The 14,314-nt window shown below is 60.8% G+C and carries 14 protein-coding genes and 2 pseudogenes; 4 read left to right on the plus strand and 12 right to left on the minus strand.

Features of this window, described 5'->3' with window-relative positions; genetic code table 11:
• The first annotated feature begins 131 nt into the window (after nt 1-131).
• Nucleotides 132-362 carry a hypothetical protein gene (locus tag WI754_RS17625; RefSeq protein ID WP_349434757.1) on the plus strand — a complete coding sequence of 77 codons (231 nt, stop codon included), beginning with the start codon at nt 132-134 and terminating at the stop codon, nt 360-362.
• 26 nt (nt 363-388) lie between these two features.
• Here WI754_RS17625 and WI754_RS17630 read toward each other — a convergent pair whose 3' ends face one another.
• Together WI754_RS17630 and WI754_RS17635 are read right to left on the minus strand one after the other, a co-directional pair.
• The gene (locus tag WI754_RS17630; protein WP_349434758.1) at nt 389-553 is read right to left on the minus strand and encodes a hypothetical protein; all 165 of its coding nucleotides are present in this window, start codon (nt 551-553) and stop codon (nt 389-391) included.
• 95 nt (nt 554-648) lie between these two features.
• Complete coding sequence (locus WI754_RS17635; RefSeq protein ID WP_349434759.1) at nt 649-1,257, minus strand: DUF1236 domain-containing protein; 609 nt, start codon at nt 1,255-1,257, stop codon at nt 649-651.
• Between the two features lie 521 nt (nt 1,258-1,778).
• Here WI754_RS17635 and WI754_RS17640 point away from each other — a divergent pair.
• Both WI754_RS17640 and WI754_RS17645 read left to right on the plus strand, forming a co-directional pair.
• Nucleotides 1,779-1,907: pseudogene (locus WI754_RS17640) on the plus strand (glyoxylate/hydroxypyruvate reductase A); the annotation flags it as partial.
• Nucleotides 1,908-2,769: 862 nt separating this feature from the next.
• Nucleotides 2,770-3,456, plus strand: a complete 687-nt coding sequence (locus tag WI754_RS17645) for an isoprenylcysteine carboxylmethyltransferase family protein (RefSeq protein ID WP_349434760.1) — start codon at nt 2,770-2,772, stop codon at nt 3,454-3,456.
• A 158-nt stretch (nt 3,457-3,614) separates the two neighbouring features.
• Here WI754_RS17645 and WI754_RS17650 read toward each other — a convergent pair whose 3' ends face one another.
• The 10 genes and pseudogenes from WI754_RS17650 to WI754_RS17695 form a co-directional block, all read right to left on the minus strand.
• Complete coding sequence (locus WI754_RS17650) at nt 3,615-4,658, minus strand: 2-oxoglutarate and iron-dependent oxygenase domain-containing protein (protein ID WP_349434761.1); 1,044 nt, start codon at nt 4,656-4,658, stop codon at nt 3,615-3,617.
• 66 nt (nt 4,659-4,724) lie between these two features.
• Complete coding sequence (locus tag WI754_RS17655; RefSeq protein ID WP_349434762.1) at nt 4,725-5,417, minus strand: methionine ABC transporter permease; 693 nt, start codon at nt 5,415-5,417, stop codon at nt 4,725-4,727.
• Nucleotides 5,371-6,435 (minus strand): methionine ABC transporter ATP-binding protein, encoded by a 1,065-nt coding sequence (locus WI754_RS17660; RefSeq protein WP_349437854.1) that lies wholly within the window; start codon nt 6,433-6,435, stop codon nt 5,371-5,373. Before WI754_RS17660 ends, WI754_RS17655 begins: the two co-directional genes overlap by 47 nt.
• Nucleotides 6,436-6,532: 97 nt before the next feature.
• On the minus strand, nt 6,533-7,324 hold the full coding sequence (locus WI754_RS17665; RefSeq protein WP_349434763.1) for a MetQ/NlpA family ABC transporter substrate-binding protein: 792 nt from the start codon (nt 7,322-7,324) through the stop codon (nt 6,533-6,535).
• A gap of 10 nt (nt 7,325-7,334) precedes the next feature.
• Entirely contained in the window at nt 7,335-8,744 is a 1,410-nt protein-coding gene (locus tag WI754_RS17670; RefSeq protein ID WP_349434764.1) for an FAD-linked oxidase C-terminal domain-containing protein, read from the minus strand.
• Entirely contained in the window at nt 8,741-9,916 is a 1,176-nt protein-coding gene (locus WI754_RS17675; protein WP_349434765.1) for an aminotransferase, read from the minus strand. Before WI754_RS17675 ends, WI754_RS17670 begins: the two co-directional genes overlap by 4 nt.
• Before the next feature lie 220 nt (nt 9,917-10,136).
• The gene (locus tag WI754_RS17680; protein WP_349434766.1) at nt 10,137-10,874 is read right to left on the minus strand and encodes an ABC transporter ATP-binding protein; all 738 of its coding nucleotides are present in this window, start codon (nt 10,872-10,874) and stop codon (nt 10,137-10,139) included.
• 1 nt (nt 10,875) lies between these two features.
• Nucleotides 10,876-11,676: an ABC transporter permease gene (locus WI754_RS17685; RefSeq protein ID WP_349437855.1), complete on the minus strand. Its 801-nt coding sequence runs from the start codon at nt 11,674-11,676 to the stop codon at nt 10,876-10,878.
• 55 nt (nt 11,677-11,731) lie between these two features.
• Nucleotides 11,732-12,700 carry an aliphatic sulfonate ABC transporter substrate-binding protein gene (locus tag WI754_RS17690; protein WP_349434767.1) on the minus strand — a complete coding sequence of 323 codons (969 nt, stop codon included), beginning with the start codon at nt 12,698-12,700 and terminating at the stop codon, nt 11,732-11,734.
• Between the two features lie 264 nt (nt 12,701-12,964).
• Nucleotides 12,965-13,121 (minus strand): annotated as a pseudogene (locus tag WI754_RS17695) (SfnB family sulfur acquisition oxidoreductase); the annotation flags it as partial.
• 184 nt (nt 13,122-13,305) lie between these two features.
• On the opposite strand from WI754_RS17695, the gene tauA reads away from it, so the two are divergent.
• Complete coding sequence (gene tauA, locus WI754_RS17700) at nt 13,306-14,313, plus strand: taurine ABC transporter substrate-binding protein (RefSeq protein WP_349434768.1); 1,008 nt, start codon at nt 13,306-13,308, stop codon at nt 14,311-14,313.
• Nucleotide 14,314 lies beyond the last annotated feature (1 nt).

A 14,314-nucleotide genomic window follows, 5' to 3' on the forward strand; every position in this document is an offset into this window, starting at 1 on the left:
TAAACCTTCGCTAAGGCCACGAACATGTCTTAGTGAATGGCGCTATCTTAAAATTGCGCTAAACTGCGGTCATCATCAGGTAGTGGGGGCCTAAACGGGTTGCAACCGCCCCACCCAAAGGAGGAATCCCCATGGCGAACGCCACCATGCATATGGACGTTCTCTGTGCCGAGGATATCGACACACTACGGCTCGTTTTCGATCAGTTTTGCGAAGCACATCAAAGGGCACGATCAGACAGTGACATGGAGATCTGCGCCAATATCATGGTCCGGCTCTACCAGAACGGTGAACGGGACCTTGCCGTTTTGACGACAGCCTGCGAAATCGCCTTGCGGCGGGACATCGCCATCGGGGCGTGATTGGTAAAAAGAGGAGAGCAAATCCGCTACCTGGTCTCCTCGGCAGCATTTTCCGGCGCAACGACAAGCGGGTCCGGAGGCATGGTGTTTTTGGTGCTTGCATCCGGCGCGTAATATTGCACGACAAGGACACTGAGAATCGAACCGATCACGAAGCCGATCACGGCGATCATGCCTGCGCGCGAGGTCATGTCCTTTCCTCCAGCCGAACTCTCGTGGAACCCGGCGGTATGCCCCTGCCCGGCCGCGCGTTCCGCGGACCGGGCCAGACTTTCAAAATCAGCGTCTATTCATAAACATAGACGATCCGGCGGCTTTGCGGATCGACCAGTATCGGCCGATCGTTAATGCGCACATAGCTGTACTGATAGTTCGGCACCTGCGAGATCACCACATCGCCCGGCAGAGTTGCCCCGACCACCACTTCGCCGTCATAGGGAGCCGTCTCCATGGGCGTGCGCTCGATATAGGTGATCACTTCGGGCGGCGGTACGATGGTTTCGCCGACCTTCCCGATCAATTCATCTCCCGGTGCGGGATCGGCAGGTCCGCCGATGCTGCCCGTCCCATCGTAGCTGACGACCGGGACACCAAGATCGACGCGGCGTTCCTGAAGGATAACCGGCGCGCCATTGTAGTCCACGGTCAGTTCCTGGGCGAAAACCCAGCCACGCATGCCGTTGACATCGATGCGGCACCAATTCTCGCCGTCGAGGCAGCCGTCAAGCACTGCCGAACTGCCGCGCGTCGCGACACCAACGGAAGGATATCCCGTGCCGGGCCCGGAATAGACCGTCAGGTCCGTCGCCGTCGTCGCCATCATGGCAGCTTGCGCGAGCCCTGCGCCTGAGAGCAGCATGGCACCGACGAGCAAGGGCTTTGAAATCCACCGCATGTTTTTTCTCCTGTGAATGGTGAATCCCAAACGCCTGACCCCGCGCAAGGTTCCGTGGATGCAGTTTTCCGCATCCGAGCGCACTCTCTTCAGGGCATCAACGGCCGCAAGGCCCGCACGGCAAACGAGGATTGCCGCACGGGCCTCTAGTCGTCTTCTTCCACATAGGGTGGCGGCGACTTGTGGAGGCTCGGCCTCGGGGAAAGACAAAACCTCCCGCCGATCGAAGCGGGGGCCTTTCCGATCGACTGGATGAATTTTAGACACATTAAATATATCGACAATACCCAAGCAAATCATCATCATGACTGTTCGCAGGCAAACGACTCTCGGCGTGGCGCACCTCACTGCTACGCCTCCTGGCTGGGACAAAGGTACAACCGGTATTGCTACCATTCATAGGGCGCAGGGCTGGTCGGACATAGGATATAACGAGATCATCTATCCGGATGGCCGCACCGAAATAGGGCACAAGTTGTCACAGGTTCGGCCACGAACCACTTTCTGACCGCTCTCCCGTATGGGATCATCCAAGCATCACCGCCCTGCCTCACATCTCCGCTCCGACGAACCGGGAATCTGCCGCTCGGATCGTTGCTGAGAATATCCGAGTCTACAGATCAACGGGCTTGCTGCCGCGCAGAATTGATGCCGAGAGCGCCTATCGAGGCTGTCCGGCCCAGCGCTATCACGGCAACGGCGATACCGCCTCAACCGGTGCGTCGACATCGACAACCAGGCGTGTTTCAGCACCTGCCGTCAATTGGCGAGATGTTTTGTGTGGGTTTCTTTGCGCCGAGAGGACGAACACTTGACATGGCCGCCACAGAGTAACAACTTCCGGTACCACACGGCGCCAATCGAGTGGTAATCCTTGCTCAAGCATTGGCTCATATTCTGCCTAGAACCATGCCACCGGCCGAAGGAGGAAAGCATATGCGTGCCCTGGTTCTGACATTTGTTCGTCTCGGACCCGCTTTGGTCTATGCCGTGGGTGCAATATTTGCCGTCAGTATAGTCCTGCTTGCGGTGTATCCATCGAGCGCGCTTGCTTGGGCACTGTACCTGACGACACTACCGGTGTTGCGCCTACCGGCGTTTGTGTTGCTTGGCATCTCAGGGGTCGAAGTGTGGCACCTTATCGCCGCGCTGGGGTCCCTCGCAGCCTGTGGTGTGTATCTCGCATTGCTCCCGAAACGGCTTCCTAGGACGCGCTTCGTTCATGCCCATGTTGCGCTGCTTGTGCTGATCCTTGCCAACACCGGCGCAAACCGCCCTGAGGCAAGTGGCCTTGGACCGTCTCTGCCGGGGAGTAGCTACTGGTCGCTTCCGATCCCGACAACACTGCTCGGGACCGCTCTGATAATCTTGGCCGCTCTCGCCTGCTTGTCCTCTCATGCCGAGATCATACGCCGCGTCCGCTCCAGGCGAGTTTACTAATTTATACAGTTGCCGTTGATATTCACTGCAACCGTGCCAAGATGGCCTCCGAACAATCCTGGGGAGGCACCAATGAACAGTCGATATTTGGCTGTTGCTGACATCGCCGGCAGGGTCTGCATCTGTCTCTACTTCATTCCGGCGCTGATAACCCGGGTGATTTTCATTCAGCAGACTTTCGCGCGCGCCGATCTGACGTCTATCGACGTAGTGACTGCAGCAGCCAGTTTTGCGTCCGTGCTGTTCCTTGGAATGATCTGTGTCGTTACAATTACCCGCCTCCCTCCGCTCCGCTCGGCTGAAAGCACGGAGGGCTACATCACAGCAATGGCGGGCACCTTCCTTTTGGTCGTCGTCGCCGGGTATTTGCCGCCCGTTGAAATGTCCATTGCTACTCGCTCGTTAGGCTTGGCTTTGACCATCATCGGACTTCTTGCCTCGGTCTATGTGCTGTTTTTTCTGGGCCGCGCCTTCAGCATCATGCCTGAAGCGCGAACACTGGTCGCCAGCGGCCCCTACTCCATCGTGCGTCACCCGCTCTATCTCACCGAGGAAATCGCGGTGATCGGGCTCATCACCATGAACCTGTCGATCTGGTCGGTGTCACTTGGCGTCATCCACTGGCTGATCCAACTGCGACGCATGGTTAACGAGGAACGGGTGTTGCGGGCAACTTTCCCCGATTACGACTCCTATGCGCAAGCAGTGCCTCGAATCATGCCGTTTACGAACGCGGGAAAGCTGCGGTCGGCGGCGTGACGGCGGAGGCTGATGCGTAGCGCGCAACGCCCTCAGTGAGCGAACATCGTCCGTCGTAGCATCCGCTTGCCGACGCCCGTCTTTGCAGGCCTGTCCATCATCGAATATGGAAGATGATGCGGAGGGTTCCCCGTTTCGATCGTGCTCGGTGCATACCCCTAACCTTCGCGCTGTTCCGGCGCGAGGAGATCGGCGTGATGCGCGCGCGCGACGTCTGGATGCGAACGGAGCCGGCTTTTCAGGTGGTTCTGGCCGACTTCACGGAAGATCGGGTTCAGCGGATCGACCGTGATGCCGCGCTGCGACCCGCGCAACTCTTCGGGCAGATCGATGACCGGAATCGAGGCGTCATATCGGGCACCGAGGAAGAAGGCGACCGAGAAGCGCTCGGCACCCGCCGGCGGCGCAACCACGCCGTGTACGTCTGCCCGCACAAAGCCGTTTGTGGCGAGTTCAAGCAGTTCGCCGGTATTGATGATGAACGTGCCTGGAACCGGCGGCGCCTCGATCCACACCCCCTCCTCCGTACGCACCCTGAGGCCTGGCGTCACATCCTGAAGCAGCACGGTCACGAAGCCACCATCCTTGTGTGCCCCGACGCCCTGATCGGTCTCTGCCACGTCGCGGCCCGGATAGCGGATGATCTTCAGCAATTGCGACGGCTGCGGCTCATAGATCGGCGCAAAAACGTCCTCCGGCTGGCCGAGCGCCACGGCAATCGCCTTCAGCACATCGATACCGATGCGGGTGACCTCCGCCTGATAGGCAAGCAGCAGCGGCTTCAGCTCCGGCAGCGCCGACGGCCACTGGTTCGGGCCGAGAAGACGGTGCCAGGCCGGCGTATCCGGGCCGATTGCAACTGCCTCGCCCTCGGTGTTGACGTCGAGCTGCTCGCGCCAGTCCTGTTCGCCACGCGTCCGCTCCAGGCCCGCCCGATTATAGCCGCGGAAATGCGGCGACTTCACCATTTCGATCTCGATCTTCTGCTCGAGCGGCAGCGCGAAGAAGCGCTTGGCGGTCGCGACGACATCGGCGATCAACTTGGTATCGACGCCATGTCCCGTCAGGTAGAAAAAACCATGGTCATGCAGCGTCTTGCGCAGTTCGGCGATGAATGCGTCCCGCTCTGAGGCCGTTCCATGGAAGCGCGAAAAGTCGAGCGTAGGCAGGTGTGTCTGGACTGGATGGGAATGGAGGGTCATCTGGCTGTCTCATCGGTTGAATGAACGGAATTTGGGCCACTATGGCGCAGCCCGTTTGTACATCGGTCACGTGCTGCCGCGGCCGCGGGCGACCCGGTGGTTGACACTGCGGGCTGCCCAATCACCAGCCATCTGGATCGATTGAACGATGGCGACCAGAGTGACGACCACCGCCACCATGACCTCCGGCATGAAACGCTGATAGCCAAAGCGGATGCCGAGATCGCCAAGGCCACCCCCGCCGACCGTGCCGGCCATGGCAGAATAGCCGATCAGGCTGACAAGCGTGACCGTCTGGCCGGCGACGATGCCTGGCAAAGCTTCCGGCAGGAGAACCTTGCAAATGATCTGCAACGGCGTCGCCCCCATGCTTTCCGCCGCCTCTATCAGTGTCTGATCGACCTCCCGCATCGCCGTTTCGGCAAGACGGGCATAAAGAGGGATAATCGCGACGGTGAGGGGCACGATGGCTGCGAACGTGCCGACCGTCGTTCCAGCGACAAGGCGTGTAAAAGGAATGATCGCCACCATCAGGATGATGAAGGGCGTCGAGCGCACCAGATTGACCACCGTGCCGGCGATGCGGTTAAAAACGGGGCGCTCCAGAAACTGGCCCGGCGCCGTCACCACCAGCAGAATGCCGAGCGGCAGACCGACGAGCGTCGACAACAACGCAGCAACCGCCACCATGGTGACGGTCTGCCGCAGCGAATCAAGAAGGAGACCGGCGAGCGCCGGCGGCAGCAGGTCGAACAGCATGTCCGATGACCTCTCCGTAGAGTCCGAGGGATGAAAGATAGGCAAGCACCCGATCGATGACGGGGGCGCCGCCTTCAGCGATCAGGGTCAGGATGCCGAGCGGACGGTCATCGATATAGTCGATGCGACCATGCAGGATGTTCGGCCGGATGTGGAACTTTTCGACGAGCGCTGCCACGACCGGATCATGGGCAGCTTCACCGGTGAAGACGATGCGCAAGACCGGGTCGGACTCCGCGACCGGCGACGGCAGCAGGCGCTGCTGTACCTGCGGCGGCAGATCCTGGGCGACGATGCTCGACAGAAAGGAACGGGCGACGGCGGATTTGGGAAAGGCGAAGACGTCGAAAGTCGGACCGGTCTCAATGCGCTTTCCACCTTCAAGCACGGTCACGTGGCTTGCGATCTGGCGCACGACGTCCATTTCGTGGGTGATCAGCACGATCGTCAGGCCAAGCCGCCGGTTGATGTCCTTGAGGAGTGCCAGAATCTGTTCGGTCGTCTCCGGATCGAGCGCCGACGTCGCTTCGTCTGAGAGCAGCACCTTGGGATCAAGCGCCAGCGCACGGGCAATGCCGACGCGCTGCTTTTGACCACCGGAAAGCTCCGAAGGATAGGCGTCAGCCTTTTGCGAAAGCCCGACCAGGTCGAGAAGAGCTGGAATACGGCGACGAATTTCGTCCTTCGGCACCCCGGCGATCTCGAGCGGCAGCGCGATGTTGCCGGCAGCCGTGCGCGAGGACAAAAGGCTGAAATGCTGGAAGATCATGGCAATGTCGCGTCGCGCGGTCCGCAGGCTTGCGCCAGACAGCCGGCTGATCTCCAGTCCGGAGACCACGACCTTGCCCGATGTCGGCTGAACGAGGCCGTTGAGGCAGCGCACCAGCGTGCTCTTGCCGGCCCCGGAGCGCCCGATAATGCCGTGTATGTCGCCCTCTCCGATCGTGAGGTTGACCCGATCGAGAACCGGGCCGGTTTTCACGTCGTAGACCTTGGTCAGGTCATCGATCCGGATCAACGGTTCCGCCGACGCGGGCGCGTTGGCCACGCCATCGGCAAGGACGGCATCCGTTTCGGCTGGAAGGGGCAAGTGGCGAACGGTTGCTGTCACGGCCTTACCAACCCGCGATGACGTTGCCCTCGAACGTCTTTTCGACGAAGGCCTTCACTTCCGGCGATTTGTAGGCCTCGACAAGGGTCTTGACCCAAGGCGCATCCTTGTTCTTTTCGGCAACTCCGATCAGGCAGAAATAATCCGACAGCTGATCCTCGACCAGGATGGCGTCACGGTTCGGCTTCAGGCCGGCAGACAGCGCGAAATGCGAGGTAATGACCGAAAAATCGACATCCTCCAGAGATCGCGGCAGTTGAGCGGTTTCCAGCGGGATGATCTTGATGTTCTTCGGATTGTCGATGATGTCCAGCTCGGTGGCGTTGAAGGTGAGGCCGGGCGTGAGCTTGATCAGGCCGCCGGCTTCGAGCAGCTTGAGTGCACGGCCGAGGTTGCTTGGATCGTTGGGGATGGTGACCTGCGCGCCGTCGGGAAGCTCGGCAAGGGATTTCACCTTCCGCGAATAGCCGGCCATGGGCAGGAGCACCGTCTTGCTGCCGACGGCAGCAACTGCGAGGCCGCGATCCTTGTTCTGCTGGTTGAGGTAGGGCGTGTGCTGGAAGCCGTTGGCATCGAGGTCGCCGTCGTCGGTTGCCGGATCGATCAGCGCGCCATCCGAAAATTCGACGACCTCGACATCGAGGCCCTTTGCCTTGGCGACGGGCACGAGTGCTTCGGCGATCTGGGCGTGCGGCCCAGCAGTGACCCCAAAGCGGATCGTTTCGGCCGAGGCAGAGCCTGCGAAAAGAAGGCCCAGGGCAGTCAGGGCAGTGAGAACGGTGGATGAACGGCGCATGAAATATCCTTCAGGAGTGTGCGGTTGGATGATCGGCGGGGTCGGGCAGAACCTTCCCCGGATTGAGAATGCCGTGCGGATCGAAAGCCGCCTTTAGCCGGCGCATCAGGGCAACGGCTTCCCGGCCGTGTTCAAGCTCCTGATAGGCGCGCTTGCCGAGGCCGACCCCGTGTTCGCCGCTGGCGGTGCCGCCGGCTTCAAGCGCACACAGCACGATGCGGTCCGCGAGACGGTGAACCTCGTCCACCTCGCCCGGCAAATGCATGAAGACACAATGGAAATTGCCGTCGCCGACATGGCCGACGATATATGCCGTAAGCCCGCTGCGATCCACGTCTGCGCGGGTTTCGAGGATAACCTCGGCAAGCCGCGAGATCGGCACACAGACATCGCTCGGCCAGGAGTGCGCGCCAGGACGCTCCGCCTTCGCCCAGGACAGTGCCACACGGCGGATCTCCCAGAGCTGTTGCGCCGCGGCGCGATCACGAGCCCAGACAAGTGCCGTCCCACCGTGCTCGGCAACGATGGCAGCAATCGTCGCAGACAGAGAGCCGATCTCTTCGGCCTGGCCGTGAAACTCGAAAAACAGTGTCGGCAGTGGCGCCAGCGACAGCGCACCGCGACGGTTGATGACCGCGACCAGCGGTTCGTCCAATAGCTCGACGCGGCCGATCACAAGCCCGAGACGCTTGATATCCGTCACGGCGGCGACGGCGCCGGCCAGGGTCGCAAATCCGGCATGGGCTGAGAGCGCCTCGGGTACCGGATGCAGCCGCAGTATCGCCTCTGTGACAATCCCGAGTGTCCCCTCGGATCCGACGAGCAACCGGGTGAGGTCATAGCCGGAAGAGGACTTTCGGGCCAGCGATCCGGTCCGGACGATCTTTCCATCTGCGGTGACAACCGTGAGGCCGAGCACGTTCTCGCGCATGGTGCCGAATCGAACGGCATTCGTGCCGCTGGCACCGGTCGCCACCATGCCGCCGATCGAAGCATCGGCACCGGGATCGACGGGGAAGAACAGACCGGTTTCCCGCAATGCATGATTGAGCGCGAGCCTGCGCACACCGGCGCCGACGCGCACGATCATGTCGTCGGGGCGAATTTCCAGCACGCCGTCAAGGCGCGACGTGTCCAGCGATATGCCGCCATGAACGGGGATCGCGCCGCCTTCAAGGCCGGAACCCGCGCCGAACGGCACAACGGGGACGGTGTAGCGGGCGGCGATGAGGACTAGGTCGGCAACGTCCTGCGTGGTTTCCGCAAAGACGACGACATCCGGCGATACGGCCGCATGATGGCTCTCGTCGCGGGCATGGAGGTCGCGCACAGAAGCCCCGGTGACGACGTTCTCGCCAAAGCGCTCCTTCAGCGCCACAAGGGCAGCGGCAAGGCCGGACGAGGTGACATGCGTGCTCACGAAGCAGCCTTCCAGCTCTGGCCTTCGCGCCAGCGGGCGAGCCGGGCGACCGCCTCCTCCAGGGTTTCGAAGGTCTTGGCAAAGCAGAAGCGGACATGACTGGTTACGTCGCGCGCGCCGTAGAACGAGGACACCGGAACCGGCGTCACGCCAGCCTCCAGCGTGAGACGGCTGCTGAAGGCGAGGTCATCCTTCTCGGGGTCGAAAGCGCCGATATCCGCGACTGCGAAATAGGTGGACCAGACATCGGAGACATGGAAGCCCGCGCGGCGCAAACCGCCAACGAGCACATCGCGCCGGGCTGCGAGGTCGCGGCGCAGACCTTCGAAGTAGCTGTCTGGCAAATTGAGGCCGACGGCGACGGCGGCCTGCAAGGCCGGCGGCGTGGTGAAGGTAACATATTGATGGGCGCGCGAAATAGGCCCGAGGAGATCCGGCGCGGCGGTTACGTAGCCCACTTTCCAGCCGGTTACCGAAAAGGTCTTTCCGGCGGAACCGATCCGCACGACACGATCATGGATTTCTGGCAGCGACAGGAAGGATGTGAAGGAATTGCCGTCGAAGACGAGATGCTCGTAAACCTCGTCTGCAACGATCACGAGGTCATGGCGACGCACCAGCGCCGCGAGAAACGCCAGTTCTGCAGCGTCGAAAATCTTGCCAATCGGGTTCATCGGATTGTTGACCACGATCATTCTCGTCCGCGGCGTGATCGCCATCTGCAGTTCGTCGCGCGGCAGCTGCCATTCCGGCGGCGCAAGCCGCACCGGAACGGGAACCCCGCCGGCCCGGCGAATGAGGGCGCCGTAGGCATCGTAGACAGGTTCTAGCACGATGACCTCATCGCCTGCGTTCAAGAGCGCGAGGAAAGTGTCGGTGAGCGCCTCGGTCGCGCCTGAGGTCACCAGAACTTCGCGCTCCCAGTCGACCTCGAGGCCGAGAAAGCGCCGCGCATTGTCGGCAACGGCACGACGCAGCGACGGCAGCCCCATCATCGGCGGATACTGGTGCGGTCCATCGCGAAGCGCCTGAATGGCCGCCTCGATCAGCTCCGGTGGTTCAAGCCCTTCCGGAAAACCCTGACCGAGATTGATCGAACCCGTCTCGGCGGCGAGACGCGACATGGACTCAAAAACAGACGTGCCCGGCGCACCAAGGACAGAATTGACCAAAACCACACCTTTCTTGCATCGAAGTCGCTCATCGAAACTGAAGCTTATTAGCTATAAAATCGACGTACAAAGTATATTATTATTGATCGACGATCCTTCTGCGAAATGATTTTCTGGATGCAGGAGCCGCATCGTGAATACCACTTCGGCACCCCGAACTTCGTAGCCTTGCCGGCCTCGAAACGCGTTTCAGCAATAGCGGCCGAGCTCATTGAGGCGATCAAGCCGCCGTTAAAGTGGTATCAAGCAATTTCAACAAACTACGTTTGGCTGCCTCGAAACCCGGTGAGGCCAGATCGCGCGATTTCGGCATATCAACTGCCAATTCCTTGTAGATGCGACCTGGCCAAGGTTGCATGACAATCAGGCGGTCAGCCAGTATCAGTGCCTCGTCGATGTCGTGGGTTACCAGAACGAGCGTGGGTTTGGCCTCCGCCCAGATGTCAAGAAGATGCTTCTGCAGGTCGGCGCGGGTGAAGGCATCCAGAGCGGAGAAGGGCTCATCGAGGAGAAGAACCCCCGGCTGCGTAACAAGCGCACGCGCTATGGCAACGCGTTGTGCCTGCCCGCCTGACAGTTCCTTTGGCCACCGGTCGGCAAGGTCAGCCAAACCGACTGTCTTCAGGCTCTTTGCAACCCGCCGGCGGCGCTCATCCGCGTCGATATCGGCAAGGCCGAAACCGACATTGTCCGACACCGTGAGCCACGGCAGAAGTCGAGGCTCCTGGAAGATCAGATTTATCAAAGGGTGCGGGCTGGAAATCGTCTCCCGGTCGAGCGAAACCGACCCGGCGCTCGGCGTGTCAAGTCCGCTGATCAGCCGCAGGAGCGTGCTCTTGCCGCAACCCGACCCACCAATGACCGCGGTTATTTGTCCCGGCTGGATGTCGATTGACACCCGGTCGAGGGCATGGACCCCATTTGGATAGACCTTCGTGACGTTGCGCAATGACAGCATCTCAACCCTCCCGCCGGAAATTGTCCTGCCAGCGCACCAGTGGCGCCGTGGCGGCGACAAGCAGACTGTCAGTCGCCTTGCCAATGAGCGCAAAGGTGATGATCGCCGCGATGATCTGATCCGGCTTGCCAAGCTGCTGGCCATCGACCAACAGGTAGCCCAGCCCCTCGGAAGCGCCCATGAACTCCGCCGCGACGACGAACATCCAGCCGAGACCCAGCCCCGACCGCAGTGACAGGATGTAGGACGGCAGGATTGACGGCAGCAGGATTCGCCGGACGAGCGCAAAACCCGAGAGGCGGAATATGCGTCCGACTTCGACAATCTTGCGGTCGACGGACTGCAGCGCGCCGCAGACGCCGAGATAGACCGGAAAGAAAACGCCGACGGCAATGAGCATGACCTTCGACGTTTCGAAGATGCCGAACCACAGGATGAAGAGCGGAACCCAGGCGATCGACGGGATCGCGCGAAGCGCCTGGATGGTGGGATCAAGCAGACGGCGTGCCGGACCGAAATAACCGGTCGCAGCTCCCGCGATCGTTCCGGCAACCGTGCCCAGACCGAAGCCGAGGATCACCCGCAATGTCGTGATCGAGATATGGCTGAGCAAGTCGCCAGATAGCAGAAGACCCCACAGCGTTGCCATGACGCGGGATGGTGGCGGCATCAGCCGCCCGGTGAAAAGGCCAGACGCGATCGAAGCCTCCCAGATAAGCAGAACCGCCACCGGTACGGCCCATGCGACCGCGACACGTGCGCCGGCCGCCGATATCCAAGATGCCGCAGGGGCCTGCGGCATCGGGATCACAAGGGGACGGGCTGTTTCTGCTGTATCCGTCATGAAAACGCGAACCTCACTGGCTCTGGCCGACTGCAAAGCGCTCGTCGATCAGTTCGGCCGTGACCGCATCGATGTTCACATCGGCCGGCAGAACGCCAGCGCTCTGGAGCGCCTTGCCGGCGGCGGCGATCGTCTCGCGCTGCAGAGCACCGATCGTTAGCTGGGTCAGGTCAGTGCGCTCCAGTTGCTTGGCGATCACGTTTTCCGGCAGCTTTGCGGCTTCGACCAGCACGGCCTTCAGCGCGGCCGGATCGGCAACCGCGTCCTGCCGGGCCTGCTCGTAGGCCGCGATGACGCGCTTGACGATATCCGGATGCTCGGCGGCGAAAGTCTCGCTGGTATTCAGAACGCCCCACGTGTTGTTTTCGGGCTTGCGGTAAAACAATGCGGCATTTTCCTCGACCTCGGCCGACGCCATCAGCGGATCAAGGCCGGCCCAGGCATCGACGTCGCCACGCAGCAGAGCAAGTTTGCCGTCCGCGTGCTGCAGCAGCACCAGCTTGACATCAGTTTCCGAGAGACCGGCATCCGCCAGTGCGCGCACGAGAAAGATATGCGGGTCGGTACCGCGCGTGACGGCGATCGACTTGCCCTTGAGATCGGCAACCGACGCGATGCCCGTGTCCGCACGGGTCACCAGCGCCGTCCATTCAGGCCGGGAATAGACATAAATCGACTTGACCGGATTGCCGTTGACCCGCGCGATCAGTGCTGCGGCACCAGCGGTCGAACCGAAATCGATCGAACCGGCATTGAGGAACTCAAGTGCCTTGTTGGAACCGGCAGACTGCACCCAGCGGACACTGATCCCATCCTTCTCGAACTCCTTTTCGAGCAGGCCTTCCTTTTTCAGAAGCAGGCTGACCGGATTGTATGTTGCCCAGTCGATCCGGATCTCGGAGATTTCCGCGGCGGATGCTGCGGAAAGTCCCAGACTGATTGCGGCGGCAAGCCCCAGCAGTGTCGAACTAAAGAACTTCATGATTTTCGTCCCCTTTTCAGTGCGCCCCCTGCGCAAATCTCGATGAGAGAGCAGCGTAGCGGCCGCTGTGAAGACGGGCGAACAATTAGATATTAATATCTATCTATTTTATAGAATATGCTTCCCTCGGGAAAACTGAGACTGATGGCAAGCAACGCCGGCCCCCGTGCCTTAGACAGCGCGCAGCTTTCAGCCTTGCCAGTGCACCGGTAGTCGACGGACAGGAAAGACGGCGGATCGCCCACCCCCTGTCCGTGCTATTGGTCAGCTCCAGGAATGGAGCGGCGGCTTCTCGCCGTTGAGGAAATCATATTTCCAGCGGACCGGATCGTGCGGCGTGCGGGTGCGGCGTTGCGCCAATGGCGGTCAAGACCGTGTGCGTCGAGCGCGTTCCGACCAGTTCGAACATCTTGTTGGTGGCTTCGGGCCGGCGGAATGTTCCGTTTTTGAACTTTAGAACATCATTGCGAAAAGACAGGCATTCAGAGAACATTATATCTACATTAAATATATCGACTAAGTGATGTTAATGGTGACGTTTCCGATTATCACACCATGGGGTCCGGGCCGGAAACGACAAGTCTCGAACGGCAAAGAGGATCAATATGTCCATCACAAGACGTCTTTTCGTATCGGTGGCCGCAGCCGCCGTTTTCATCGCTGCCAATATCGGCTCGTCCTATGCCGCCGATGTGACAGTCAACATCGGCTACCAGCCCATCGTCGAACCATCGCGCGTACCGCAGGCCGACGGCACCTATGAGAAGGTGACGGGAGCCAAGATCAACTGGCAGAAATTCGACGGCGGCGCCGACGTGATCGCCGCCATTGCATCGGGATCGCTCGATATCGGCTATGTCGGCTCGTCACCGCTGGCGGCCGCGGCAAGCCGGGGGCTTGGGATCGAGACGATCTTCGTCGTCGGCCTGATCAGCGAAGCGGAAGCACTGGCTGTCAAGGGTGTTACAAAGCCGGAGGAACTGGCAGGCAAAAAGATTGCCACACCTTTCGTCTCGACCGCGCATTACAGCCTGCTCACCGCGCTAAAGCACTGGAACGTTGATCCGAAGTCGCTTGAGATTCTCAACCTGCGGCCGCCGGAAATTGCGGCCGCCTGGGCGCGTGGCGACATTGACGGCGCCTATGTCTGGGATCCGGTTCTGACCGAACTGAAGAAATCGGCCACAGTACTTGCGACCTCGGCGGATGTCGCCGACTGGGGTGGCCCGACATTCGATGCCTGGATCGTCAGCAAGGATTTTGCTGAAGCCCATCCGGAAATCGTTACCGCCTTCGTAAAAGTTACCGGCGATGCCTATGCCTCCTATCGCGCCAATCCAGATGGATGGAACGGCACATCGGCGCAGGCGGAAAAGATCGCGAAACTGACCGGCGCCAAACAGGATGAGGTTCCGGCGCTGCTCAAGGGCTATTATTTCCCCTCGCTCGAAGAACAGGCCGGCACCGGACTGCTGGGCGGCGGCACCGTTAAGGCGGTCGCCGAGACATCGGCCTTCCTTCTGGAACAGGGCAAGATCCCGTCGGTCCTTCCGGACTATGCGCCCTACGTCTCGACCCGCTGGGTCGAGGAAGCAGTCAAACTTTCTTTCTGAA

It is taken from the genome of Pararhizobium sp. A13, assembly GCF_040126305.1.
Lineage (GTDB): Bacteria > Pseudomonadota > Alphaproteobacteria > Rhizobiales > Rhizobiaceae > Pararhizobium.

What these genes read in the sequence shown, in the direction of transcription:
- WI754_RS17625 (WP_349434757.1), top strand. Translation starts at nt 132, where the DNA reads ATGGCGAACGCCACCATGCATATGGACGTTCTCTGTGCCGAGGATATC.
- WI754_RS17630 (WP_349434758.1), bottom strand. Translation starts at nt 553, where the DNA reads ATGACCTCGCGCGCAGGCATGATCGCCGTGATCGGCTTCGTGATCGGT.
- WI754_RS17635 (WP_349434759.1), bottom strand. Translation starts at nt 1,257, where the DNA reads ATGCGGTGGATTTCAAAGCCCTTGCTCGTCGGTGCCATGCTGCTCTCA.
- WI754_RS17645 (WP_349434760.1), top strand. Translation starts at nt 2,770, where the DNA reads ATGAACAGTCGATATTTGGCTGTTGCTGACATCGCCGGCAGGGTCTGC.
- WI754_RS17650 (WP_349434761.1), bottom strand. Translation starts at nt 4,658, where the DNA reads ATGACCCTCCATTCCCATCCAGTCCAGACACACCTGCCTACGCTCGAC.
- WI754_RS17655 (WP_349434762.1), bottom strand. Translation starts at nt 5,417, where the DNA reads ATGCTGTTCGACCTGCTGCCGCCGGCGCTCGCCGGTCTCCTTCTTGAT.
- WI754_RS17665 (WP_349434763.1), bottom strand. Translation starts at nt 7,324, where the DNA reads ATGCGCCGTTCATCCACCGTTCTCACTGCCCTGACTGCCCTGGGCCTT.
- WI754_RS17680 (WP_349434766.1), bottom strand. Translation starts at nt 10,874, where the DNA reads ATGCTGTCATTGCGCAACGTCACGAAGGTCTATCCAAATGGGGTCCAT.
- WI754_RS17685 (WP_349437855.1), bottom strand. Translation starts at nt 11,676, where the DNA reads ATGCCGCAGGCCCCTGCGGCATCTTGGATATCGGCGGCCGGCGCACGT.
- WI754_RS17690 (WP_349434767.1), bottom strand. Translation starts at nt 12,700, where the DNA reads ATGAAGTTCTTTAGTTCGACACTGCTGGGGCTTGCCGCCGCAATCAGT.
- tauA (WP_349434768.1), top strand. Translation starts at nt 13,306, where the DNA reads ATGTCCATCACAAGACGTCTTTTCGTATCGGTGGCCGCAGCCGCCGTT.